Source organism: Streptomyces sp. NPDC107521 (genome assembly GCF_055598485.1).
This window is the reverse complement of sequence record NZ_JBVKAT010000011.1, coordinates 93396-115777: the sequence shown is the minus strand read 5'-3', so window position 1 is coordinate 115777 and position 22382 is coordinate 93396. Positions and strand designations below refer to the sequence as shown.

Annotated in this window: 13 protein-coding genes; 4 read left to right on the top strand and 9 right to left on the bottom strand. The window is 76.1% G+C overall.

The features are described 5' to 3' along the window. Nucleotides 1-330: 330 nt before the first annotated feature. Nucleotides 331-1080 (bottom strand): class I SAM-dependent methyltransferase, encoded by a 750-nt coding sequence (locus tag ACZ7LB_RS18360; RefSeq protein WP_471469364.1) that lies wholly within the window; start codon nucleotides 1078-1080, stop codon nucleotides 331-333. A gap of 250 nt (nucleotides 1081-1330) precedes the next feature. On the opposite strand from ACZ7LB_RS18360, the gene ACZ7LB_RS18355 reads away from it, so the two are divergent. Together ACZ7LB_RS18355 and ACZ7LB_RS18350 are read left to right on the top strand one after the other, a co-directional pair. Next, nucleotides 1331-3394 (top strand): SpoIIE family protein phosphatase, encoded by a 2064-nt coding sequence (locus ACZ7LB_RS18355; RefSeq protein WP_471469362.1) that lies wholly within the window; start codon nucleotides 1331-1333, stop codon nucleotides 3392-3394. 115 nt (nucleotides 3395-3509) lie between these two features. Next, on the top strand, nucleotides 3510-4283 hold the full coding sequence (locus ACZ7LB_RS18350) for a sulfite exporter TauE/SafE family protein (protein WP_202548975.1): 774 nt from the start codon (nucleotides 3510-3512) through the stop codon (nucleotides 4281-4283). Between the two features lie 77 nt (nucleotides 4284-4360). Here ACZ7LB_RS18350 and ACZ7LB_RS18345 read toward each other — a convergent pair whose 3' ends face one another. The 5 genes from ACZ7LB_RS18345 to ACZ7LB_RS18325 form a co-directional block, all read right to left on the bottom strand. Beyond that, a complete protein-coding gene (locus ACZ7LB_RS18345) occupies nucleotides 4361-4591 on the bottom strand; it encodes a phosphopantetheine-binding protein (RefSeq protein WP_471469360.1) in 231 nt (76 codons plus the stop codon). 5 nt (nucleotides 4592-4596) lie between these two features. Next, nucleotides 4597-5229, bottom strand: a complete 633-nt coding sequence (locus ACZ7LB_RS18340; protein WP_471469359.1) for an isochorismatase family protein — start codon at nucleotides 5227-5229, stop codon at nucleotides 4597-4599. 14 nt (nucleotides 5230-5243) lie between these two features. After that, a complete protein-coding gene (locus ACZ7LB_RS18335) occupies nucleotides 5244-6935 on the bottom strand; it encodes a (2,3-dihydroxybenzoyl)adenylate synthase (protein WP_471469357.1) in 1692 nt (563 codons plus the stop codon). Beyond that, nucleotides 6932-8140, bottom strand: a complete 1209-nt coding sequence (locus ACZ7LB_RS18330; RefSeq protein ID WP_471469355.1) for an isochorismate synthase — start codon at nucleotides 8138-8140, stop codon at nucleotides 6932-6934. Before ACZ7LB_RS18330 ends, ACZ7LB_RS18335 begins: the two co-directional genes overlap by 4 nt. Nucleotides 8141-8235: 95 nt before the next feature. After that, nucleotides 8236-9123 carry a 2,3-dihydro-2,3-dihydroxybenzoate dehydrogenase gene (locus ACZ7LB_RS18325; RefSeq protein WP_471469354.1) on the bottom strand — a complete coding sequence of 296 codons (888 nt, stop codon included), beginning with the start codon at nucleotides 9121-9123 and terminating at the stop codon, nucleotides 8236-8238. Between the two features lie 122 nt (nucleotides 9124-9245). Between ACZ7LB_RS18325 and fhuB the strand changes: the two genes are divergently transcribed. Together fhuB and fes are read left to right on the top strand one after the other, a co-directional pair. Next, nucleotides 9246-11582, top strand: coding sequence for a Fe(3+)-hydroxamate ABC transporter permease FhuB (fhuB, locus tag ACZ7LB_RS18320; RefSeq protein WP_471469353.1), 2337 nt, complete (start codon nucleotides 9246-9248; stop codon nucleotides 11580-11582). A 423-nt stretch (nucleotides 11583-12005) separates the two neighbouring features. Then, a complete protein-coding gene (fes, locus tag ACZ7LB_RS18315) occupies nucleotides 12006-13229 on the top strand; it encodes an enterochelin esterase (protein ID WP_471469352.1) in 1224 nt (407 codons plus the stop codon). A gap of 107 nt (nucleotides 13230-13336) precedes the next feature. Here the strand turns inward: fes and ACZ7LB_RS18310 are convergent, their stop codons facing one another. Genes ACZ7LB_RS18310 through ACZ7LB_RS18300 form a run of 3 tightly spaced genes read right to left on the bottom strand, consistent with a single transcriptional unit; the run spans nucleotide 13337 to nucleotide 22243 of the window. Beyond that, the gene (locus ACZ7LB_RS18310) at nucleotides 13337-14833 is read right to left on the bottom strand and encodes a DHA2 family efflux MFS transporter permease subunit (protein ID WP_471469351.1); all 1497 of its coding nucleotides are present in this window, start codon (nucleotides 14831-14833) and stop codon (nucleotides 13337-13339) included. Then, a complete protein-coding gene (locus ACZ7LB_RS18305) occupies nucleotides 14830-15033 on the bottom strand; it encodes an MbtH family protein (protein ID WP_161224184.1) in 204 nt (67 codons plus the stop codon). The genes ACZ7LB_RS18310 and ACZ7LB_RS18305 overlap by 4 nt, the downstream gene beginning before the upstream one ends. A gap of 7 nt (nucleotides 15034-15040) precedes the next feature. Continuing rightward, entirely contained in the window at nucleotides 15041-22243 is a 7203-nt protein-coding gene (locus tag ACZ7LB_RS18300; protein WP_471469350.1) for an amino acid adenylation domain-containing protein, read from the bottom strand. Between the last annotated feature and the right edge of the window lie 139 nt (nucleotides 22244-22382).

Genomic DNA, 22382 nt, shown 5'->3' with positions numbered 1-22382 from the left:
CGGGCGCGGGGGCCGGCGCCGGGGCGGAGACCCAGGAGCGACGGAACCGCCCGGCGCGGCCCTCGCCGACCCACGCGGCCCGCCGAGGACCCGCCGAGGACCCGCCGAGGACCCGCCGAGAGGAACGGCGGAGGCCCGCCGAGAGGAACGGCGGAGGCCCGCCGAAGGGAACGGCGCGATGGGCGATGGTGAACGGGCGTGCCGAGCAGCCGGGCCCGGACCTCACGGCGGGGCCCGGACCTCACGACGGAGCCCGGACCTCACGACGGGGCCCGGACCTCACGACGGAGCCCGGACGTCACGACGGGCCCGGACCGACACCGGTACCGCCTACGGTGCCGGGTCCTCCCCGGCCGGGCGGCGGGCGACGAAGACCAGTTCCCGTCCCGGCCGGTCGGGGGCGTCGCGGACCTCGTCGAGGAGCCAGCCCCCGGCGGCCAGATCCGCCCCGACCTCCTCGCGGCCACGGAAGCGCAGGGTGGAGTCGAAGGTCAGTACCGCGCCGTCGGCGGCGAAGGCGTAGGTCCACCGGAAGCTCACCAGCGGCCCGTCCACCGCCGTCACCCGCACCCAGCTCTCCACCGCGCCGACGCCGGGGATCTCCGTCACCCGCCGCGTCCGTTCGCGGGTCCACCCCTCCCAGGCCCTCCGGTCCGGATCCCTGGTCTCGAACACCAGGCGTCCGCCCGGCCGCAGCGCGGACCGCACCGCGCGCAGGCCGGCCCGCCACTCCCCGGGGTCCGTGATCTCCTGGGCGACGTTCGCCGTCATGGCCGCCAGGTCCGCCCCGAGCGGCGGCACCACCGTGGCGTCGCCCGAAAGCCAGCGCACCCGCCAGGCGCCGGGCCTGCCCCGGGCCACGTCGAGGGAGGCCCCGGCGGGGTCGACGGCGGTGACCGCGATGCCCCGGCCGGCCGGCAGGAGCGCCAGCACGCCGGTGCCGCAGCCGACGTCCAGCACGCTGCGGGCCCCGAACTCCTCGGCCATGGCGACGTACACATCGAGGTCGCGGCGGTCCGGATCGAGCGCGTCGTGGACGGCGGCGAGCCGCGGATGCCGGAAGCAGTCGTCGTCGCTCATGGGGCGACGGTATCGGCGCGCTCCCGCACGGGCCCCCGACCGGGGCGGGCTCCCGTCCGGATCCCCCGACCGGGGCGGGTCGGCATCTGGATGCCCGCACGCCGGTATGGGCGTACTGTCCTGATATGCGTGATGTTCGGTGCGGCCGGTCCGGCCCGGTCCTGCCGGAGCCGGCGGTCACGGGCCGCCGGCGCGGGACCGGGGCGGGCGCCTCCCGTCCGGCCCCGGCGGCGTACGGGGCGGGCCGCTGATGGACGACACGCTGGCCACCGTGGTGCGCGAGGCCGGTGCCTTCGCCGGGCTGCTCTACAGCCTGCCGCCGGGCGGGAACGCCCTGTGGCTGGTGATGATGACGGGCGCGCCGCACGAGACCGCCGCGCCCTGGCGGCGGATCTCGCTGGACGACCCGATGCCGCTGGCGCTCGCCGTGCGCGAGACGCGACCGGTCTGGGTCGGCGGCCCGGAGGAGATGGCCCGGCGCTTTCCGCGGCTGGCCCTCGCCCTGCCGTACGACTTCGCCCTCTCGGCGGCCCCGGTCCTGTCCGGGACGGTGCCGCGGGGCGGGCTGGTGCTGCTCTGGCACGGCGCCCGGCCGTCCGGGCTGGACGACGCGGAGCACGCCGCCGTCGAGGCGGGCCGCCGCCGCCTGGGCGGGCTGCTCCAGCGGGCCCTGGACCGGGGCGCGCCGCTGCGTCCCTTCGACCGCCCGCGCCGCACGGCGCCCCCGGCCGGGCGGCCCCCGCTGCCCGAAGGGACGGCGGCGGCCTCCGCCTTCGCGGACCGGCTGCCGGGCGGCTCCTGCGCCCTCGATCCGCACGGGCGGGTCGTCTTCGTCACCCGGGACGCCGCCGAGCTGGTCGGCGTCGACCCCGCCGACCTGCTGGGCGCCCTGCCCTGGGACCTGCTGCCCTGGATGGCGGTGCCGCAGGTCGAGGACCGCTACCGGGCCGCGCTGATCAGCCGCGAGCCGCAGACCTTCACGGTGCTGCGCCCGCCGGACACCTGGCTCGCCTTCCGCCTGTACCCGGACGCCTCCGGGGTGAGCGTCCGCATCACCCGCGCCGAGCCGTCCGGAGAGGGCTCGGAACCGTCGTCGGTGATCCCGGCGGGCCCCACCCGTGCCACGGTCCTGCACCACCTGATGCACCTGGCGGCCACCCTCACCGAGGCGGTGGGCGTCCAGGACGTGGTCGAGCAGACCGCCGACCAGCTGCTGCCCGCGCTGGGCGCGCAGGGGCTCGTGCTGATGGGCGCCGAGGACGGGCGGCTGCGCATCCTCGGCCACCGGGGCTACCGGGCCGAACTCATGGAGGAGTACGACGCGATACCCGTCGCCGCCCCGATGCCGGGCGGCAAGGTCCTCGTCACCGGGGTCCCGGACTTCTTCACCGACTTCGCCGAGCTGCGCCGCGCCTACCCGGACGCGGTGCACGAGGACGGCATGGCCTCCTGGGCGTTCCTGCCGCTGATCGCCTCCGGCCGCCCCATCGGCTCGCTGGTGCTCGCCTACCGGCGTCCGCAGGTGTTCCCGCCCGGTGAGCGCGCCGCGCTGACCGCGCTGGCCGGTCTCATCGGCCAGGCTCTGGACCGCGCCCGGCTCTACGACGCCAAGCACGACCTCGCCCACCGCCTCCAGGCCGCCCTGCTGCCGCACACCCTGCCCCGCGTCCCCGGACTGCGGTGCGCGGCGCGCTATCTGCCGGCGGCCCGGGGGCTGGGTATCGGGGGCGACTTCTACGATCTGATCCGCATCGGCGCGGACACGGCCGGGGCGGCCATCGGGGACGTCCAGGGCCACAACGTGGACGCGGCGGCCCTGATGGGCCAGGTGCGCACCGCCGTGCACGCCCACGCCATGGCCGGCGCCTCCCCCGACGACGTGCTGGCCCGCACCAACCGGCTGCTCATGGAGCTGGACCCGGGCCTGTTCACCAGCTGCCTCTACGTCCATCTGGACCTGGCCGGACGCCGGGCCCGCATGGCCACGGCGGGCCATCCGCCGCCCCTGCTCCGGCACGCCGACGGCCGGACCGAGCTGCTGCCGGTGCCGCCCGGGCTGCTGCTCGGCGTCGAGCCGGACACCCGCTGTCCGCCGCTCGACGTCACGGTGCCCCCCGGCTCCGTGCTCGCCCTGTACACCGACGGGCTGGTCGAGGCCCCCGGGGTCGACATCGACGACGCGACCGCCGCCCTGGCGGGGCTGCTGGAGCACGGCGATCCCAGGGACCTCGACACCATGGCGGACGCCCTCATCCGGCACGCCCCGACCCCGGGCGACGACATCGCTCTGCTCCTCATCAGCCTGGACGGCTGACGGCGGCGCCGGTTCCGGACCCCGCGCCCCGTCGACCGCGGGCCCCCTCTTCGTGCATGATCGGTACGGCCCCTCGACCCCACGGGCGGGGAGGCGTCTGAACCGAAGTGAGGAGATGGCGTTGTCCATCTGGGAGTCATCGGCGATCTTCGCCGCCGGAGTCGGTGCCGGCACCATCAACACCATCGTCGGGTCGGGAACGCTGATCACGTTCCCGGTCCTGCTGTCCACCGGCCTGCCGCCGGTGACGGCGACGGTGTCCAACGCCCTCGGGCTGATACCCGGTTCGGTCAGCGGCGCCATCGGCTACCGGGCCGAGCTGAAGGGGCAGCGCCGGCTGGTGCTGCGCCTCGGGGCGGCGGCGGCCGTCGGCGGGCTCGCCGGGGCGACGCTGCTGCTCTCCCTCCCGGCGACCGCCTTCGAGACGATCGTCCCGGTCCTGGTGGCGCTGGCCCTGGTCCTGGTGATCCTCCAGCCGCGCATCTCCCGGGCCGTCCAGGCGCGCCGCGAGCGCCGGGGCACGCCCGCGCGGGCCGACGGCGGTCCGGTGCTGTTCGGCGGGCTGCTGCTGTCCAGCGTGTACGGCGGCTACTTCACGGCGGCCCAGGGGATCATCTACCTGTCCCTCATGGGCATGCTGATGAACGACAGCCTCCAGCGCCTGAACGCCGTGAAGAACGTGCTCGCCGCCATCGTCAACGGCATCGCCGCCGCGTTCTTCCTCTTCGTGGCGGACTTCGACTGGACGGCCGTGCTGCTCATCGCCGTCGGCTCGGCGCTCGGCGGGCAGATTGGGGCGCGGATCGGCCGGCGGCTGCCGCCGGCCGCCCTGCGGGCCTTCATCGTGGTCGTCGGCAGCTTCGCCATCGCGCAGTTGCTGCTGCGCTGAGCGCGGACCCGGGCGGCGGGCGGCCCGGTCCGGCCGGGGCGTCCCCCCGCCCGGACCGGGCCGCCCGCCGTCCGGGGTCAGCCGGTCGCGCCCAGCAGGACGGCCCACTCCTCCACGGCCGGCCGCTCGGCGAGGTCGGTGACGGCGACGTCCAGGCCGTGGGCGTCGCGCCAGCGGCCGGCCAGGACCATCAGCCGGACGGAGTCCAGGCCGTGGTCGACGAGGTTCTCGTCGTCGGGGATGTCCTCGGGGGACTCCCCCAGCACGTCCGCGATGTCGGCGCGCAACTGCTCCAGGGTGAGGGCCACGGTGGTCAGTTCCCTTCGAGAACGGTGTCGGTGGTGGTGACGACGGCGCAGCGGCCGGCCGCCCAGCGGAGCGCCATCGCGTGCTCCTCGGCGGAGAAGTCCGCCACGGCGTCCGCGACGACGAAGGCGCGGATGTCCCGCATCCAGGCGTCGCAGGCCGTCATCAGCACGCCGATGTGGGCGTAGACGCCGGTGATGACGAGCTGGTCGCGGCCGAGCGCGGCCAGCCGCTCGGCGAGGTCGGTGCGGACGAAGCCGCTGTACTTCCACTTGGTGACGACCTCGTCCCCGGGTCCGGGCGCCACCGCCTGCGCGATGGCCTCGGCGGCCGGGTCGGCGGGCAGGCCGGAACCCCAGAAGTCCTGTTGCAGTCCCCGCTCCCCGGCGCTCTGGCCGCCGGGCTGGGCGGTGTAGAGGACGGGGACGCCGAGTTGGGCGGCCCGCTCCTTCAGCACCCGCACGTTGCGCAGGAGTTCGGGGACGGGCGGGGCGTCGGTGTCGTAGGCGGACAGGAAGTACGTCTGGAGGTCGTGCACGAGCAGGACCGCTCGGTCCGGGTCGACCTTCCAGTCGACCCGGTTGGCGGGCAGTGCCGCGGCGGCCGGCATGGGGTACGGGGTGATCCTGGGCAGGGCCATGGTGCGGGGTTTCTTCAGCTCTCGGTGAGGGGGGCGGGGGCGGTGCCGGGGGCCGTCTCGGCGGCGGCCCGGAGTTCCTTCTTGGAGATCTTGCCGACGCCGGTGTGCGGGAACGCGGTGACGAACTCGACCCGGTCGGGCACCTTGTAGGCGGCGAGGCCCCGTTCGCGGACGAACCGCTTGACGGCGACCGGCTTCGGGGGCTCGGCACCGGCCCGCAGGATGACGTAGGCGCAGGTGCGTTCCCCGAGGTAGGGGTCGGGTTCGCCGACGACGTTGGCGTCGTGGACGGCGGGGTGGGCGAGGATGTGGTTCTCCACCTCCTCGGCGGCGATCTTCTCGCCGCCCCGGTTGATCTGGTCCTTGGCCCGTCCCTCGACGACCAGGTGGCCGGTGGGGGTGAGGCGGACGATGTCGCCGGTGCGGTAGAAGCCGTCCGCGGTGAAGGAGCGGGCGTTGTGCTCGGGCGCCCTCCAGTAGCCCCGGATGGTGTAGGGGCCGCGGGTGAGCAGATGGCCGGTGGCGCCCACGGGCAGGTCCTCGTCCTCGTCGTCGACGACGCGGATCTCGTCGTCGGGCGAGATGGGCCGCCCCTGGGTGGTGACGACGGTCTCCTCGGGGTCGTCCAGACGGGTGTAGTTGACCAGCCCCTCCGCCATGCCGAAGACCTGCTGGAGGGTGCAGCCGAGGGCCGGGCGGACCCGGCGGGCCGCCTGCTCGCTGAACTTGGCGCCGCCGACCAGCAGGACCTCCAGGCTGCTGAGGTCGTGGGAGGTGCCGGGGGCCGCCTCGGTCCACACCAGGGCGAGCGGCGGCACCAGTCCGGTGATGGTGACCCGCTCGCGCTCGATGAGCGGGAAGGCCGTCTCGGGGCCGGGTGCCGGACAGAGCACGACCCGGGCGCCCGCGTGGAGCGCGCCGAGGGTGCCGGGCGAGGAGAGCGGGAAGTTGTGGGCGGCGGGCAGGGCGCACAGATAGACGCTGTCCTCGTCCACGGCGCAGATCTCGTTGGAGCCGCGCAGCGAGTAGAGGTAGTCGTCGTGGGTGCGGGGGATCAGCTTGGGGATGCCCGTGCTGCCGCCGGAGAGCTGGAGGAAGGCCAGGTCGCCGGGGGCGGGTCCGTCGACGGGGACGGGGTCGGTGCTCAGGCCGGCCAGGGACTCGAACTCGCCCGCGTCCGGTCCGGCGACGAACACGTGGCTCAGCGCGGGGACGTCGGCGCGGACGGCGGCGGCGAGCTCGCGGTAGTCGTAGCCGCCGTGCTCGCCCGCGATGACGTAGGCGGCGGCGCCGGTGAAGTCGCAGAAGTAGCGGATCTCGCTCTCGCGGTGCGCGGGGAGGGCGAACACCGGCAGCGCGCCGATCCGGAACAGGGCGAAGACGACCTCGAAGAACTCGGCGATGTTGGGCAGTTGGACGACCACCCGGTCGCCCCTGCCGATGCCGCGGGCCAGCAGCCCGGCGGCGAGCCGGTCGGCCCGGATGTCGAGTTCGCCGTAGGTCCAGCGGCGGGTGCTCCCCGGTCCGTCCCCGGGGTCGACGACGGCGATCCGGTCGGGGTGGGCGGCGGCCCGCTCGCGGAGCATGCCGCCGAAGGTCTGCCCCTTCCAGTGGCCCGCGGCGCGGTAGCGCTCGGCGAACCCGGCGGGCCAGGTGGGGGCGTCGGCGCCGGGGGCGGCCGGGGCGGGGGTGGTCGGATCGGTCACAGCCGGGCTCCCACGGCGCTCAGGAAGGTGCGGAACTTGGCGGCGGTCTCGGCGGTCTCGGCGGCCGGTTCGGAGGCGGCGACGACCCCGGCACCGGCGTAGAGGCGCAGCGAGGTGGGCTCCGCCTCGGCGCAGCGGATGGTGACGACCCATTCGCCGTCGCCGTCGGCGTCGCCCCAGCCGACCATGCCGGTGAAGAAGCCCCGGTCGAAGGGCTCGGTCTCGCGGATGACGCGGCGGGCGAGGGGGGTGGGGGTGCCGCAGACGGCGGGGGTGGGGTGCAGGGCGCAGGCCAGTTCGAGGGCGGAGGTGTCCCGGGTGCGCAGGGTGCCGGTGACGGTGGTGGACAGGTGCCACATGGTGGCGGTGCGCACCAGGGTGGGCCGGTCGGGGACGGTCAGGCCGGTGCAGTGGCGGGCCAGGTTCTCGGCGACGGCGTTGACCACGACGGCGTGTTCGTGCAGGTCCTTGGCGGATTCCAGGAGGGCGGCGGCGCGGCGGACGTCCTCGGCCAGATCGGTGCTGCGCGCCACGGAGCCGGCCAGCGGATTGGCGACCACCCGGTCGCCGTGCCGGGAGACCAGCAGTTCGGGGCTGGCGCCGAGGAGGGTGCGGTCGGGGCCGGTGGGCAGTGCGAAGGTGTAGCCCGAGGGGTCGCGGCGGGCCAGGCGCTGCAGCATCGCGGGGACGTCGAGGGGGCGGGCGGCGTCGACCCGGAGGGTGCGGGCGAGCACGACCTTGCTGAACTCGCCCTGCCACATGCGGTCGACGACGGAGGCGACGGAGGCGGCGTACTCCTCCGGAGCCGGTTCCTGGTGGACCGTCAGTTCGTCCTGGGGCGAGGGGGGTTCGGCGGGCAGGGCGACGAGCGGGTCGGCAGTCAGGGGCGGGGCCGTGTGCAGGGTGGCGGGCACGGCGAGGGCGGCCGGGGCGTCCTGGTCGAAGGGTATCGCCCCCAGGACGACCGGTGCGGGGTGCCCGGCGGCGCGGGCGTCCGCGAGGGCGGCGGCGACCCGCCGGTGGGGGGGCCGCCCGTCGTGCGGCACCTCGCTGTGCACGCCCTCGCCCAGCAGGGTGCGGGTGGGGGTGCCGAGGAAACGGGCCCCCGGGGCGTAGGAGTTGAGCAGTCCCGTGGCGACCCCTACGGCGGGGTGGGCCGGCTCTGCGAGGGTGTGGGGTTCGGCGACCTGGGGTGCCGTCGACACGATGGCTCCGTTTCTCCCGTGCCCGCGGTGGGCGGGCGTGCGGGGCGGGTGTGCGGGGGTGGGGACGGGGTGCGCGGATGGCGCGGGGCGGACGGTCAGCGGAGGGTCGCGCCGCCGTCGACGTACAGCTCCTGGAGGGTGATGTGCCGCGCCAGGTCGGAGGCGAGGAACACCACGGCGTCGGCGATGTCGGCGGGGTCCGCGATGCGGCCGAGCGGGATGCCGGTGCGGTAGGCGGCGGGATCGCCGTCGACGACCCGGCCGGGGGCGTCGGGGTCCCGCCAGAGGGCGCGCTGCATCGGGGTGTCGGTGGAACCGGGGGCGACCACGTTGCAGCGGACGCCGCTGCGGGCCAGTTCCAGGCCGAGGCAGCGGGTGTACATGGCGGCGGCGGCCTTGGAGGCGGCGTAGGCGCCCATGCGGACGCGGGGTATGCCGGCGGCGTTGGAGCCGACGGTGACGATGCTGCCGCGGCCGCGGGCCGCCATGGCCGGGGCGACGGCGCGGGCGGTGTGGAAGACACCGGTGGTGTTCACGGCGAAGGTGTCCGCCCAGTCCTCGTCGGAGAGTTCGGCAGACGGGCCGGTGCGCAGCACCCCGGCCACGTTGACCAGGATGTCCAGTGGGCCGTGCCGGGCGACCGCGGTGTCCACGACGGCGCGGACGGCCTCCGCGTCGGTGACGTCCATGGCGTACGCGGTCACGGCGCCGGCGGCCGGCTCCCCCGTGCCGCCGTCGAGCGGGGCGTGTTCGGCGTGTTCGGCGGCGAGCTTCCCGACGCCCTCGGCGTCGCGGTCGGTCGCGGCCACGGTGGCGCCCTGTGCGGCGAGCGCGCGGACGACGGCCGCGCCGATGCCCTGGCCGGCTCCGGTGACCAGGGCCGTGCGCCCGGCCAGCAGGCCGCTCGATCCCGTGGTGCCGGGGCGACCGGAGGTTCTGGGCGGGGCCGGGAGGGCGGAAGCGCCGGATGGGTCCTCGGACATGACTGATCCCCAGTTCATAAGGCTAGCCTAACCTTATCTAGGCGGGCCGACAGCCCGTCCGGCGAATGAACCGGACCCTCTTGTCAGCCTTACCTCTTTTTTGGTTAGGCTAACCTCACTACATGCAGACAGGGCATTCCCAGGTACCGCGACCCGACGCCCAACACGCCGGTGAATCCGGCACGTTGACGGCCGAAGCCGTTCCGCCCGCCTCGCCCCCGGCTTCCGGTGACCCGGCCGACGGTCACGTGGAACACGCTCCCGCGCGCCGCCGCACCGGGCTGCTCATCACCGCGTTCACGGCGGTCGTCGTCCTCCTGGCCGGCCTCTCCCTGAGCGTCGGCGCGGGCGAGGTCGGGCCCGGCGGGGCACTGGACTACCTGTTCGATCTGGGTGGTGCCCGCTCCGACAGCCGGCTCTCCCTGGTCATCGGCGATCTGCGGCTGCCGCGCACACTCACCGCCGTCCTCGTCGGCGGCGCGCTCGGGGTGGCCGGATGCCTGCTCCAGGCGGTCACCCGCAACCCGCTCGCCGAGACCGGGCTGCTCGGCGTCAACGCCGGTGCCTCGCTGGGCGTGGTGGCGGGCATCGCCCTGCTCGGCCTGGATTCCGGTTACGCCTATCTGGTGTGCGCCTTCGTGGGCGCGGTCGCCGCCAGCGGACTGGTCCTGCTGATCGCCGGACGCGGGGGCGGCGGCTCCCCCATGCGGCTGGTGCTCGCGGGCTCGGCGCTCGGCGCCACCTTCGGCGGGGTCACCAGCGTCATCGTGGTCAACTCGGCGGAGACCTACGACCGGTTCCGCTTCTGGGTGCTGGGCTCCCTCGCCGGGGTCGAGGGCTACGGCGAGCTGGGCCGGCTGCTGCCCGTCCTGGTCATCGGCTTCGCCGTGGCCCTCCTCGTCACCCGGCCGCTCTCCGCGCTCGCCCTCGGCGACGACCTGGCGCGCGGTCTCGGCCACCGCCCCTCCCTCATCCGGACGTCGGTGGCCGTCGCCGTCACCCTGCTCACCGCCGCCGCGGTGGCGCTGGCCGGGCCCATCTCCTTCCTCGGTCTGCTCGCCGGGTTCCTGGCACGGGCGCTGACCGGCGCCGGCCCGGCCGCCCGGATCGTGCTCGCGGGGCTGATCGGCGCCGGGGTGCTGACCCTGTCCGACGTGGCGGCCCGGGTGGTGGCCCGGCCGTTCGAGGCACCGGTGTCGGTGATCGTCGCGCTGATCGGCGCACCGGTCCTGATCGGCATCGTGCGCTCCCGGCGGCTCGCCTCGATGGGCATGACCGAACCGGCCACCGGCGACGGCCCCCCACGACGCCGCCGGACGCCGGTCCCGGCCCGGCTCGCCGCGCTCCTCGGCCGCTCCCGCGTCGGCACCGACGCCGGCACCGGCGCCGATGCCCGCGGAGGCGGAACGCGAAGGCCCGCCCGGGCCTCCCACGCCGGGACGGTCGTCCTGCGGCGCGGCCCCGTCTCCCTGCTGGTGCACCGGCGCCCCGCGCTGGCCGCCACCGGCCTCGCCGCCCTGGGGCTGCTCGCGGTGACCCTCTCGGCGTACGCGGGCCAGAGCGACATGGACGTGGGCCGCACCTTCCGCGCGCTGTTCGGACAGGGCGACCGCTTCGACGTCCTGCTGGTGCAGAAGTTCCGGCTCGGCCGGATCGTCGCCGGGCTCGCCGCAGGGGCCGCCCTCGGACTCGCCGGCTGCCTGACCCAGACCCTCGCCCGCAACCGTCTCGCCACCCCCGAACTGCTCGGCGTCAACGACGGTGCCACCGCCGCGGTGCTGCTCTCCGTCAGCGTCACCGGCACCTTCGGCGCCTGGTGGGCCGGGCCGCTCGGCGCGCTGGCCGCCGTGCTGGTCGTCACCACCGTCGCCGGGGGGCTCGGCCAACGCGGCTACCGGGTCCTCGTCGTGGGCCTCGCAATGTCCGCGCTGGCCTCCGCGATCACCCAGGTCATGCTCGCCCGGCGGTCCCTCAGCTCGGCCGGTTCGCTGTACGTGTGGACCTCCGGCAGCCTCAACGGCCGCGGGTACTCGGTGGCGGTGCCGGTGCTGATCGGGCTCTGCGTCCTCGTCCCGGCGGCCCTCGCCGTCGCCCGGCACCTGGGGGTGCTGCGCTTCGACGACGCGACCGCCGCGTCGGTGGGGGTGCGCCCGGACCGGGTGCGGACGCTGTGCATGCTGCTCGCCGTCGCCCTGGCGGGCCTCGCCGTGGGCGTGTGCGGACCCGTGGCCTTCGTCGCCCTGGCCTCCCCGGTGATCGCCTCGCGGCTGGCCGGACCGCTGCGGGTGCCGCTGGTCGGCTCGATGCTGACCGGGGCGGTGCTGGTGGTGACCGCCGACGCCGTCGGACGGATCGTCTTCTCCGGCTCCGAACTCCCGGTCGGCGTGGTCACCACCGTCCTCGGCGGCCCCTTCCTGCTCTGGGTGCTGCTCGGACGGTCGGCGGCGACCCGGGTGTGAGCGCGCGGCACGGACCGGGTCCCGGGAGCGGGGCCGCACGGGGTTCCCCCGCCCGGGACCCCGCGCACGGCCGCGCACGGGCCGGTGCGCCGCCGCGCGGCGGGGCCGCCCGGGACGGTGCGTCGGGCCGCGGGTGCCTGCCGTGCGGCTCCGCTGCCGGGACCCGGAGCCGTACGCGGGTGTCCGGCGCGGGGGCGGACCGGGAGCGGCCGGGCCCGGCACGGCCCCCGGCGGTGCCGGAAGCCCCTCGGGCGCCGCGCGGTCCTGTCCCGGACACCGGCGCCTCCTCGCCCCACTCCCCTCCCCCGGCGGCCCCTCCCCACCCCACGACCGACAACCCGGCGACACGACGGCCGACGACCGACGACCGATGACCGATGACTGACGACTGACGACTGACGACACGACGAAAGGCGGACCCCCGTGACCGCGATCCCCAGCCCCGCGCTGTGTGCCCTGCGTGACGGGGTGCGGGCCGGAGTACCGGGCGCCGAGGCGGAGTTCTGGCTGCGCGCCGAACGCCTCGGCACCCCCCTGGTCGAGGCCGACCCCGACGGCGACCCGGCGCACCGCCTGGTCACCTTCCTCTGGCGGGACGACCCCGACCGGCCCGCCACCGATGTCCTGCTCCTCGTGCACACCGTCACCGACCGCGACCGGCACGGCGGCGACCTCACCCGGCACCTGATGCGGCGGGTGGCCGGCACCTCCGTCTGGGCGCTCTCGCACCGGCTGCGCTCCGACCACCGCGCCTCGTACCAGTTCCTCCCCGGCCACGGCTCCCGTGCGGAGCTGCTGCGCACCGACCGGTCGTCCTGGCGGTCCGCCCTGGACCGCGCGCTGCCCGATCCGTTGAGCGCGGCACCGGTGCTGCCGTCGCTCGGCGCCCGCCGTCCCGCCTCGGTGCTGTCCCTGCCGGACGCGCCGCCGCAGCCGTACGCCGGGCGGACCGCCGTGCCGCGCGGCAGCAGCACCGAGCACGAGCTGACCGGCCGCCGGGTGACCGTGCGGCTGCCGCCCGGTGAGGGCGTGGTGCCGGAGGCGGTGGCCGTGCTGCTGGACGGCGAGATGTGGGGGCCGGTGCTGGACGTCGGCGGCACCCTGGACCGGATGCACGCCGCCGGGGCGCTGCCGCCGACGGCCGCCCTCCTCGTCGACACCATGGGGCGCCGCATGGACGACCTGACGTGCGACGGGGCCTTCACGGACTGGCTGGCGGACACCCTGCTCCCGTGGGCGGCAGGGGAGTTCGGCGCTCCGCTGCGGCCGGACCGGACGGTCGTGGCCGGGCAGAGCGCGGGCGGACTGGCGGCGGCCTACGCGGCACACCGGCGGCCCGAGCGGTTCGGGCTGGCGGTGTCGCAGTCGGGCTCCTTCTGGTGGCCCGAGGACGACCCGGAGCGCGGCCCGGAATGGCTGACCCGGCAGTACGCCACCGGGGAACGGCGCCCGGTGCGGCTGTGGCTGGAGGTCGGGCTCCAGGAGTGGATGCTGCTCGCGGAGAACCGGCGGCTGCACGGCGTCCTGCGCGACCGCGGCTACGACGTGACCTACCGGGAGTTCAACGGCGGCCATGACTACGCCTGTTGGCGCGGCGGTCTGGCCGACGCCCTGGCGGGGCTGCTGGGCGCCGGGCAGGACCGGTAGCGCCCGGTCCCGGACCGGTGGGCCCGGTCCCGGACCGGCCGCCGAAGGGCCGCGGGCGCCTCCGCGCGGTGTGCGCGGAGGCGCCCGCGGGGGCGGCGGCCCGGGCGTCAGGGAGCCGGCGAACGCTCCTCGGTCCGCGCCGGTCCGGCGTCGTCGGCGTCGTCGGCGTCATCGGCGTCGTCCGGCGCCGTGCCCGTCGGCGGCTCCGGGGCGGCGCGGGGCAGCCGCAGGGCGAACAGGGCGGAGACGGCGACCAGGGCGGCGGTCGCCCACACCGCCGTGCGGAAGGGGCCCGCGTCCATCGCCCCGCCCCCCGGGTGGGCGCCCCCTCCGACGAGGGCCGCGCACAGCGCGATGCCGAGCGCGCCGCCGAGGGTGCGGACGATCTGGAACAGCCCCATCGCCTGCCCCATGTCGGGGGGCGGGATCGTCTCGAACCCGGCGATCTGCACGGTGAGCACGGCGGTGCCGAGCACCAGCCCGATGCCGAACATCAGGCCCCGCACCGCCCACGCGTTCTCCGCCGTGCCCGGCACCGCGAGCGCGGCGAAGACCAGGGCGGCCAGCAGCAGCGCGGTCACGGTCAGCCGCCGGGGACCGAGACGGGGCAGCAGCCGGTCCACCGCCTGCGAGGCCAGCATCAGCCCGACGGCCTCCGGGAAGACGCTCAGCCCCGCGTCCAGCGCGGACCCGCCCAGCGCCGCCTGGAAGAGCAGCGGCACCACGAACAGCACGCCCATCAGCCCTGCGGCGGTCAGCGCGGCCAGCGCGGACGCCGGTCCGTAGTGGCGGTCGGCGAACAGCCGCAGCCCCAGCAGCGGTGCCGCGGCCCGGCGTTGCTGGACCACGGTGGCCACCAGCAGGACGGCGCCCGCCGCCGCGCTGAGCGCGATCACCGGGTCGGACCAGCCGCGCGAGGGGCCGAAGCCCAGCGCGTAGGTGAGCAGGCCCAGGGCGGGGGTGGCCAGCCAGAAGCCGGCCCGGTCGAACGGGCCCCCGGTGCCCTCGACGTGCTCGCGCAGCCCCACCGCGCCGAGCAGCACGGCGGCCGCGCCGACGGGCACGTTGACGAAGAACAGCCAGTGCCAGGAGAGGTGTTCGGTGAGCAGTCCGCCGAGCGGCGGGCCGAGGGCGGGCATCAGGGCGGTCGGCACGATCAGTACCCGGCCCAGCCGGATCCGCTCGGCCGGCGGGAAGGCCCGGAACAGCAGGGTCATGCCGACCGGGGTCAGCAGCCCCCCGGCGAGCCCCTGCACCGCCCGCGCCACGACCAGGACCGGGAGGTTCCAGGCCAGGCCGCACAGCGCGGAGGCGGCGGTGAACACGGCGAGGGAGCCGAGGAAGACCCGCTTGGTGCCGTACCGGTCGCCGAGCCAGCCCGCCACCGGCAGGGCCAGCGCCAGGGCGACGAGGAACGCCGTCTCGACGGTGTTGGCCGCCGCGACGGGGCGGCCGAAGTCCTCCGCGATGGTGTAGAGGGCCGGGTTGACGATGGTGGAGTCCAGACCGTTCATGCACATGGCGGCCACGTAGACCAGGACCACGGCCCGGCGCGGCCCGATCAGCGGGCCGCGCCCGGAGCCGCGGGTGGGGGACGGGGTCACCGGGCCGGCAGACCGGTGTCGTGCGCGGTGACCCAGTCCAGGGCGTCCTGGCGCGGGCACGGCCCGTGGACGGCCGTCCAGCCGTCCGGCACCTCGGCGAACACGGGCCACAGCGAGTGCTGCGTCCGCGCGTTCGCCAGCACGAGGAACTCGCCTTCGGCGTCGAAGGGGTTGACGGGGGCGTCGCTGTTCACGGCCATCGGGCTGTCACTTCTCCAGGTCGGTCAGGCGGTCGGAGACCACGCGGGCGATGTGCGCGATCGGTTCGGGCAGGGTCATGTCCTTGTGCGAGCAGGCGACGTCGGTGTTGTCGATGCGCCCGTTCACGTACGGCGTCCAGGTGTCGGGGGTCAGCTCGTCGTCGATGGTGTCGACGGTGGCGCGGAAGAACAGCACGTCGCCGTCGAAGCGCCGGTGGTCGTAGCCCCGCACGAGGTGGTTGGTGTTCAGGTAGATCTCCGCGAGCGCCTCCAGCGTGGCGGCGCTCAGCGCGGCGAGCGGGCTGCCCTCGCGCTGGAGCACGTCGATCACGTTGGCGGTGGTGAGCGGCTCGCCCTCCAGGGCGTCCGGTCCGTGGCCGCCCATCGCCAGCAGGGACTCCATGGCCTCGGCGTGGTCGGGGACCGGCAGTTCGCGGAAGCCCTCGGCCGGATAGGCGTCGAGGACGGCGAGCAGCTCGACCCGCTCGCCCAGGTCCTGGAGGTGGGTGGCCATGGCCTGGGCGATGATGCCGCCGGTGGACCAGCCGAGCAGCCGGTAGGGTCCGGCGGGCTGGGTCGCGCGGATCCGGGAGACGTAGTGCGCGGCCAGTTCCTCCAGGGTGGCGGGGAGCGGGAGGCCGGCGGTGGCGGCCCCGACGCCCTGCGCCTGGAGGCCGTAGATCGGCACGTCGGCCGGCAGGTGCCGGATGAGTCCGGCGTAGCACCAGCTCAGCCCGCCCGCGGGATGGACGCAGTACAGGGGCGCGCGGTCGCCGTCGCGGGCGGGCCGCAGCGGCAGCAGGACGTCCAGCGGGTCGTCGCGGCGGCCGTCGGCGGCGGATTCCAGGGCGGCGTCCAGGGCGGCCGGGGTCGGCGAGCGGAAGACGGTGCCGATGGAGACCTCGCTGCCGAGTGCCTCCCGGACGCGGGCGGCGAGGCGCACGGCGAGCAGCGAATGGCCGCCGAGGTCGAAGAAGTTGTCGTCGACGCCCGCCCGGTCCAGGCCGAGGACCTCCGCGAAGAGGGCGCAGAGCTGTTCCTCGCGGGGGGTGCGCGGGGCCCGGGAGGCGGCGCGGCCGGCGGGGCGGCCCGGCGCGGGCAGCGCCGCGCGGTCGAGCTTGCCGTTGCTGGTCAGCGGCAGCCGTTCGAGCGTGACAACGGCGGACGGGACCATGTACAGGGGCAGTTCGCCGGTGGCGTGGGCGCGCAGGTCGGCGGCGGGGTCCGTCCCCGGTGCGGCCGGTACGGCGTAGGCGACGAGGCGCTTGTCGCCGGGGGTGTCCTCGCGGACGACGACGGCGACGTCGGCGACGCCGGGGTGGGCGGCGAGGACGGCCTCGATCTCCCCGAGTTCGATGCGGAAGCCGCGGATCTTGACCTGGTGGTCGGCGCGGCCGAAGTACTCCAGGGTGCCGTCGGCGCGGCGGCGCGCCAGGTCCCCGGAGCGGTACATCCGGGCGCCCTCCTCGCCGAACAGACGGGCGTGCGGGTCGGCGACGAAGCGGGTAGCGGTGAGGTCGGGGCGGCCGAGGTAACCGGCGGCCACGCCCTGCCCGGCGACGTACATCTCCCCGGTGACGCCGGGCGGTACGGGCTGGAGGCGTTCGTCGAGGACGTAGACGCGCAGGTCGGGGATGTTGACGCCGATGGTGGAGGAGGTCGCGGCGGCGGCGGTGGCGCGGTCGAGGGGGAAGTGGGTGACGTGGACGGTGGTCTCGGTGATCCCGTACATGTTGACGAGGACGGGCGCGTCGTCGGGGTGGCGGGCGTACCAGTCGTCCAGACGGCCCAGTTCGAGGGCCTCGCCGCCGAAGACGACGTAGCGCAGGGCGAGTTCGCCGGGTTCGTGGTCCCGGTCGGCGGCGGCGAGCTGGTAGAAGGCGGACGGCGTCTGGTTGAGGACGGTGACGCCTTCCCGGGCGAGCAGCCGCCGGAAGTCGCCGGGGTCGCGGCTGGTCAGGTGGGGGACGACGACGACCTTGCCGCCGTACAGCAGGGCGCCCCAGAGTTCCCAGACGGAGAAGTCGAAGGCGTAGGAGTGGAAGAGGGTCCAGGCGTCGTCGGGTCCGAAGCCGAACCAGTGGTCGGTGGCGGTCAGCAGCCGGGTGACGTTGTGCTGGGTGACGACGACGCCCTTGGGCCGGCCGGTGGAGCCCGAGGTGTAGATGACGTAGGCGGGGTCGTCGGGGGTGAGCGGGCGGGTGCGCTCGCCCTGGGTGAGCGGCCCGTCGGCGTGTCCGTCGGCGGCCCCGCCGTCGGTGGTGAGGCACGGCAGGTCGTGGGCGGGCAGCCGGGGCGCGGTGGCGGTGTCGGTGAGGACGGCGGCGGGGCGGGCGTCGGCCAGCATGTAGGCGAGCCGGTCGGCCGGGTAGTCGGGGTCGAGCGGCAGATAGGCGGCGCCCGCGAGGGAGACCGCGAGCAGGCCGGTGACCAGGTCGAGGGAGCGGGGCAGGGCGAGGGCGACGATCTCGCCGGGGCCGATGCCGCGGGCGGCGAGCAGCCGGGCCAGGCGGTGGGCGCGGGCGGAGAGTTCGGCGTAGGTGAGGGTGGCGCCCTCGTGGGTGGCGGCGATCCGGCCGGGGTGCCGCCGGGCGGTGTCCTCGTAGCGTTCGGCGAGGGTGGCCGGGGCGGTCCGGCCGGTCAGCGGGTGCCGGGCGTTGCCGTCGACCAGGGCGCGGCGGTGTTCGTCGTGGCCGAGCACCGGCAGCAGGCCGAGGGGGGTGTCGGGGGCCTCGGCGGCGGCGGTGAGCAGCCGGGCGAGGCGGTCGGCGAGGGCCTGGGCGGTGGAGCGGTCGAAGAGGTCGGTGCGGAACTCCAGGAAGCCGCCGATGCCGCCCCCGTCCAGTTCGCCCGCGTTGAGGGTGAGGTCGAACTTGGCGGTGCCGGAGGTCATGGTGGAGAGCCGGGCGGTGGTGCCGTCGGTGAGCGCGAAGGCGGCGTCGGGCACCGACTGCCAGGCGAGCATGGTCTGGAAGAGGGGGTGCCGGGCCAGGGAGCGGGCCGGGTTGAGGGCCTCGACGAGGTGGTCGAAGGGCAGCGTGTCGTGTTCGAACGCGGCGAGGGTGCCGGTGCGGACGCGTTCCAGCAGGCGGCGGAAGGTGGGGTCGCCGGAGGTGTCGGTGCGCAGGACGACGGTGTTGGTGAAGAAGCCGACGAGCCCGGCGGTGATGTCGTCGTCGCGGCCGGCGACGGGGGTGCCGAGCGGGATGTCGGTGCCGCAGCCGTGCCGGGTGAGCAGGGCGGCCAGTCCCGCCTGGACGGCCATGAAGACGCTGGCGCCGGTGGTGCGGGCGAGCAGGGCGAGGGCCCGGTGGGCGTCGGCGGTGAGGGCGAAGGGGACGGTGTCGCCGTCGGTGGAGGCGACGGCCGGGCGGGGCCGGTCGGTGGGCAGTTCGAGCTGGTCGGGCAGTCCGGCCAGGGTCCGGCGCCAGTGGTCCAGTTGGGCGGTGGCGAGCGCGGTGGGCGCGGCCGGGGTGCCCAGGAGCCGACGCTGACGGGCGGCGTGGTCGGCGTACTGGACGGGGAGCGGGGGGAGGGCGGGGGCGCGGCCGTCGAGCCGGGCCCGGTAGGCGGTGGCGAGGTCGCGGGCGAGCGGGGTGGTGGAGGCTCCGTCGCCGGCGATGTGGTGGAGCACCAGCAGCAGGGTGTGCAGGCGGGGGTGTTCGGTGAACAGGGTGGCGCGCAGGGGTATCTCGGTGGCGAGGTCGAAGGTGTGGCGGGCGGCGGCCCACAGGTCGTCGCCGTCGGCGGCGCGGTGGACGCAGGGCCGCGCGGCGGGGTCGCCGGGGGCGAGGATGTGCTGGTGGGGCAGGCTGTCGGGGCCGTCGGCGGGGACCGGGTAGAGGGTGCGCAGGGTCTCGTGGCGGTCGGTGAGGTCGGCCAGGGCGGCGTCGAGGGCGTCCTCGTCGAGGGGGCCCTCGACGGTGAGGACGAGGGGGATGTTGTAGGTGGGGCTCGGCCCCTCCAGCCGGTGCAGGAACCAGAGCCGCTGCTGGGCGGGTGACAGGGGCAGGTCGCCGGTGCGGGGCACCGGGGTGAGCGGCCCCGCGTCGCTGTCCCCGGCGCCGGTGTGCCGGGCGCGGACGAGGGCGGCGACGGCGGCGGGGGTGGGGGCGCGGAAGACGTCGGCGACGGAGAGGGGCACGTCGAAGGTCTCGCGCAGCCGCGCGGCGAGCCGGGCGGCGAGCAGGGAGTGGCCGCCGAGCTCGAAGAAGGAGGTGCCGGGCGCGGGGGCGGTGTCCAGGCCGAGCAGGTCGGCGAAGAGTCCGGCGGTGACGGCGGTGTGCGGGTCCCCGGTTCCGGCGGCCGCCCCGGGGTCGGCCGGCACGGGCGCGGGGTCGGGCAGGGCGCGGTGGTCGAGCTTGTCGTTGGCGGTGCGCGGGAGGGCGTCCAGCAGGGTCACGGCGGCCGGGACCATGTGGGTGGGCAGGGCGGCGGCGAGGTGGTCGCGCAGGGCGGCCTGGGCGGGGGCGGTGCCGGGGCGGGGGACGGCGTAGGCGAGGAGACGCTTGCCGCCGGCGGCGTCGCGGGCGATGACCGCGGCCCGGTCCACGTCGGGGTGGGCGGCCAGGACGGCCTGGATCTCGCCGAGTTCGACGCGGAAGCCGCGGATCTTGACCTGGTCGTCGGTGCGGCCGAGGAACTCGACGGTGCCGTCGGCGCGGCGGCGCACCAGGTCGCCGGTGCGGTACATGCGGGCGCCGGGTTCACCGTGCAGGTCGCCGAAGGGGTCGGCGACGAACCGTTCGGCGGTCAGGTCGGGGCGGCCGAGGTAGCCGCGGGCCAGGCAGGCCCCGGCGACGTACAGCTCGCCGGGGACGCCGTCGGGGGCCGGGCGCAGGGCGGTGTCCAGGACGTAGAGGCGGGTGGCGCGCACGGGGCTGCCGGTGGCGTCCGGGCCGGTCCAGTGGCAGGCGTCGACGGTGGTCTCGGTGGGGCCGTACAGGTTGACCGGGTGGACGCCCTCGGTGGCGGCCAGCCGCCGCCAGAGGGGGGCGGGGACGGCTTCGCCGCCGACGACGAGGACGGCGGGCCGGTGGTGGCCCTCGCCGAGGAGCCCCTCGGCGAGGAGTGCCTCGGCGTAGGAGGGGGTGACGTCGAGGTAGTCGACGCGGTGGGTGTCGACGTAGGCGGTGAGGGCGGCCGGGTCGCGGTGGGTGGCGTCGTCGAGGAGGTGCAGCTCGTGGCCGTGGACCATCCAGAGCAGGGGGTCCCAGGAGGCGTCGAAGGCGAAGGACGCGCTGTGGGCGACCCGGAGCCGGTCGCGTCCGGTGCGGGCGACGGCGGGGGCGATGTGGTCGGTGCCGTGGCCCGCGTACAGGTTGGCGAGGGAGGCGTGGGTGACGACGACGCCCTTGGGCCGGCCGGTGGAGCCGGAGGTGTGGATGATGTACGCCGCGTCGCCGGGCGCGGGGGTGGTGGCGGGCGGTCCGGCGGGGGCGTCGCGCAGGGCCCCGGCGGTCTCCGGGCTGTCCAGGGCGGTGACCGGCCGGCCGTGGTCGGGCAGCGCCGCCAGGGTGGCGGTGGTGCCGAGGACGAGGGCGGGGCGGGCGTCGTCGAGGACGGCGAGGGTGCGGGCGGGCGGGTGGCCCGGGTCGAGGGGCTGGCAGACGCCGCCGGCCTTGAGGACGGCGAACAGGGCGGTGACCATGCCGGCGGAGCGGGGCAGGGCGAGCGCGACGGGCGTCTCGGGGCCGACGCCCCGGGCGGTGAGGTGGTGGGCGAGCCGGTCGGCGGCGGCGTCCAGTTCCGCGAAGGTGAGCGTCTCCTCTCCGCAGCGCACGGCGGTGGCCCGGGGGGTGGCGGCGGCCCGCGCGGCGAGGGCGCCGGGGACGGTGAGCGCGGGCGGCGGCTCGGCGCGGCCGGTGGTGACGCGGCGTATCCCGTCGGCGCTGAGCAGGTCGATGGCGGCGAGCGGGCGGTGCGGGTCGGTCAGCAGCAGGTGGGTCAGGGCGTCCAGGCAGTGCCGGAAGGTGGTGCGGTGGCCGTCGAGGACGTCCGCGGTGTAGCGGTCGGGGTTGGCCTCCAGGACGAGGGCGAGGCTGTCGCCGGGGCCGGGCCAGACGCCGACCGCGAGGTCCTCGACGGGGCCGGCGGCGAGGTTGCGGACGGTGCCGGGCAGTCCGCCGAGGTCCAGCGGTCCGCCGTCGTGCGGCTTGATGTTGACCATGGGGCCGGTCAGCGGCGCGGCGGGAGCCGTCAGGCGGAGGTCGCGGCGCAGGTCCGCCTGCGGGTAGCGCTGGTGGCGGCGGACCTGGCGGATCTCCAGGACGACGCGGCGCAGCAGGTCGGCGGCGCTGTCGCCGGGATGGACGGCGAGGCGCAGCGGCAGCACGTTGACGGTCATCGCCGGGGTGCGCAGGGCGGCGGGGCTCCGGCGGTTGGTGACGGGGAGTCCGAGGACGACGTCGGTGGCGCCGGTGAGGCGGTGCAGGTGGACGGCGGTGGCGGCGGCGACCAGTTCGGCCCAGGTGGCCCTGACCGCCTCGGCGGCGCCGCTGAGGCGGGTGAGCGAACCCGGGGGCAGGGTGGCGGCGGACCGCAGCGGGGAGGCACCGGAGGCGGTGCTCGCGCCGGGCGGGGCGAGGGTGACCGGGACGGCGCCGCGCATCCGCCCGGTCCAGAACTCCCGGTCGGCCGCGTACTGTTCGCCGGCCAGGTACTCCCGCTCCTCGGCGACGAGTTCGGCGAGGGGGGCGAAGCGGCAGGCGGGCGGCTCCTGGTCGCCGGCGGTGTAGACCTCGGCGAGGCGGCGGCCGATCAGGGTCAGGGCGTAGGCGTCCACGGCGATGTGGTGGACGCGCTGGTACCACCAGTACCGCGTGCCGCCGAGGCGCAGCAGGATCTGGGCCGTCAGGCCGCCGGGGGCGGCGGGGTCGGCGGGCCGGGCAAGGTCGGCGCGGATCAGGCGCTCGGCCTCCTCGGCGGGTGCGGAGTGGCCGCGCAGGTCGATCCGGCGCAGGGTGAACTCCGCGTCGGGGTCCGGGAACTGGGCCGGGACGCCGTCCGTCCCGGTGAACCGGAGCCGCAGGGTGTCGGCCTCGGCGACGGTGCGGGCGAGGGCCCGTTCGAAGCGGTCCTCGTCGAGGGCGCCGTCGATCTCCACGACGTCCGCCGTGTGGTGTCCGGTGCCGCCGGGATCGAGCTGTTGCGCGTAGTGGATGCCGCTCTGCGAGGTGAGCAGGGAGAACGAGTCCGGATGCGCGTACATCTGGGGGCAACTCCTTGTTTGTGCAAGCCTGGCCGCACACACGACGCCATTACTTAGGCAAGCCTAAGCTAAAAAACATGCGAGGGTGTGCCCGACCGTGAACTTCGCGCACACGGCCCCCGCCACGCGCCCCCCGAAC

Coding starts and splice junctions, on each gene's coding strand:
- ACZ7LB_RS18360 (WP_471469364.1), bottom strand. CDS start 1,080: ATGAGCGACGACGACTGCTTCCGGCATCCGCGGCTCGCCGCCGTCCAC.
- ACZ7LB_RS18355 (WP_471469362.1), top strand. CDS start 1,331: ATGGACGACACGCTGGCCACCGTGGTGCGCGAGGCCGGTGCCTTCGCC.
- ACZ7LB_RS18350 (WP_202548975.1), top strand. CDS start 3,510: ATGGCGTTGTCCATCTGGGAGTCATCGGCGATCTTCGCCGCCGGAGTC.
- ACZ7LB_RS18340 (WP_471469359.1), bottom strand. CDS start 5,229: ATGGCCCTGCCCAGGATCACCCCGTACCCCATGCCGGCCGCCGCGGCA.
- ACZ7LB_RS18325 (WP_471469354.1), bottom strand. CDS start 9,123: ATGTCCGAGGACCCATCCGGCGCTTCCGCCCTCCCGGCCCCGCCCAGA.
- fhuB (WP_471469353.1), top strand. CDS start 9,246: ATGCAGACAGGGCATTCCCAGGTACCGCGACCCGACGCCCAACACGCC.
- ACZ7LB_RS18305 (WP_161224184.1), bottom strand. CDS start 15,033: ATGGCCGTGAACAGCGACGCCCCCGTCAACCCCTTCGACGCCGAAGGC.
- ACZ7LB_RS18300 (WP_471469350.1), bottom strand. CDS start 22,243: ATGTACGCGCATCCGGACTCGTTCTCCCTGCTCACCTCGCAGAGCGGC.